Source organism: Mesorhizobium sp. M7A.F.Ca.CA.001.10.2.1 (genome assembly GCF_003998575.1).
Taxonomy (GTDB): domain Bacteria; phylum Pseudomonadota; class Alphaproteobacteria; order Rhizobiales; family Rhizobiaceae; genus Mesorhizobium.
Map to the genome: position 1 here is coordinate 1 of NZ_RZQY01000845.1, position 2144 is coordinate 2144.

A 2144-nucleotide genomic window follows, 5' to 3' on the forward strand; every position below is an offset into this window, starting at 1 on the left:
ATCCAAGCGCCAGCCATCCCTCGGGAAAGATCCTGTTCCAGGGCGCCGACCTGCTGGCGATGAACGAGAAGCAGTTGCGGCAGGTGCGCGGCAACAAGATCACCATGATCTTCCAGGAGCCGATGACTTCGCTCAATCCGCTGCACACGATCGAGCAGCAGATCGTCGAGATCCTGAAGCTGCACCAGGGCACGGCCGACCGCCCGGCCAAGGAGCGCACGCTGGCCTTGCTCAACGAGGTCGGCATCCGCGATCCGCACAAGCGCCTCGATGCCTATCCGCACCAGTTGTCCGGCGGCCAGCGCCAGCGCGTGATGATCGCCATGGCGCTGGCCAACGAGCCCGAACTTCTGATCGCCGACGAGCCGACGACGGCGCTCGACGTCACCGTGCAGGCGCAGATCCTCGAGCTGCTGGCCGGGCTGAAGAGCCGCAAGGGCATGTCGATGCTGTTCATCACCCATGATCTCGGCATCGTGCGCAAGATCGCCGACCGTGTCTGCGTGATGACCAAGGGCAAGATAGTCGAGACCGGGCCGACCAAAGAGATCTTCGCCAATCCGCAGCATGCCTATACAAGGCATCTGCTGGCGGCCGAGCCGAAGGGCAAGCCGCCGGCCGCCAATGCCGATGCCAAGCCTGTCATGACCGGCAAGGACGTAAAGGTCTGGTTCCCGATCAAGCAGGGCTTCTTCCGCCGCACCGTCGACAATGTGAAGGCCGTCGACGGCATCGATGTCACCGTGCGCGCCGGCCAGACGCTGGGCGTGGTCGGCGAATCCGGCTCCGGCAAGACGACGCTCGGCCTGGCGCTGGCAAGAATGATCTCGTCGACCGGCACGATCCAGTTCAACGGCCGCGACATCAACCAGCTGACTTTCAACGCCATGCGGCCGCTCAGGCGCGAATTGCAGATCGTCTTCCAGGATCCGTTCGGCTCGCTCAGCCCGCGCATGTCGATCGCAGAGATCATCGAAGAAGGCCTCAAGATCCACGAGCCGAAGCTGTCGCCCGACGAGCGCGACGACAAGGTGGCCGCCGTGCTGAAGGAGGTCGGGCTCGATCCGGCGACACGCAACCGCTATCCGCACGAGTTTTCCGGCGGCCAGCGCCAGCGCGTTGCCATCGCACGCGCCATGGTGCTCAACCCGCGCTTCGTCATGCTGGACGAGCCGACATCGGCACTCGACATGAGCGTGCAGGCGCAGGTCGTCGATCTGCTGCGCAGCCTGCAGGCCAAGCACGATCTCGCCTATCTCTTCATCAGCCATGATTTGAAAGTCATCCGCGCGCTCGCCAACGACGTCATCGTCATGCGCAATGGCCGGATCGTCGAAGCTGGTCCTTCCCAGCAGATTTTTGAAAATCCGCAAACCGACTATACTCGGGCGCTGATCTCGGCCGCCTTCAAGATCGAGACGGCACCGGTCGGCATCGTCAGCGAGTGATTTGCGTAGAGAGGGACTAAAAGACCGCAATGGAAAAAGGCCGTATCCTGCTTGCCGTCACCGGCTTTCATCCGCAGCGCTGGCGCGAGCTCCTGTCGGCCGAGCGCGAGGTGGTGCTGGAGCCTGACGGCGCCAGCGACCCGTCGATCACCTATGCCGTGGTGTGGAAGCAGAAGCCGAACCTGTTGTCGTCGCTGCCCAATCTGCGCGCCATCTTTTCGATCGGCGCCGGCGTCGATCATATCTTCGCCGATCCCGGCCTGCCCGATGTGCCTGTTGTCAAGGTCGTCGCCGACAATCTCACCCAGTACATGACCGAATATGTCGTCTGGCGGGTTCTCGACCATCACCGCCAGGGCCTGCTCTACCGGTCGCAGCAGCCGAAGAAGATCTGGCACGAGCCGCAGCAGAGGCCTGCCGGTGACATTTCGGTCGGCATCATGGGCCTCGGCAGTCTCGGCCGCGCCGCGGCCTCGGTGCTTTTGTCGCTCGGCTTTGCCGTCAATGGCTGGTCGCGCACCGACAAGGCCATGGAAGGCGTCGCGACCTATTCCGGCGAAGCTGGACTGATCCCCTTCCTCAAGGCCACCGACATCCTGGTGGTGCTTTTGCCGCTGACGCCTGAGACCAAGGGCATTATCAACTACGGCGTGCTGAAGGAATTGCGGAAGCGCAACGGCCTCGGCGGTTCGGTGC

2 protein-coding genes are annotated in these 2144 nt (G+C 63.2%); both read left to right on the plus strand.

The window, feature by feature from the left end; all coding sequences use genetic code 11:
* Positions 1 to 1448: ABC transporter ATP-binding protein (locus EN964_RS32490; RefSeq protein ID WP_164776220.1), on the plus strand; the 1448-nt coding region annotated here is incomplete at its 5' end.
* A 29-nt stretch (positions 1449 to 1477) separates the two neighbouring features.
* Positions 1478 to 2144: NAD(P)-dependent oxidoreductase (locus EN964_RS32495; RefSeq protein WP_127277297.1), on the plus strand; the 667-nt coding region annotated here is incomplete at its 3' end.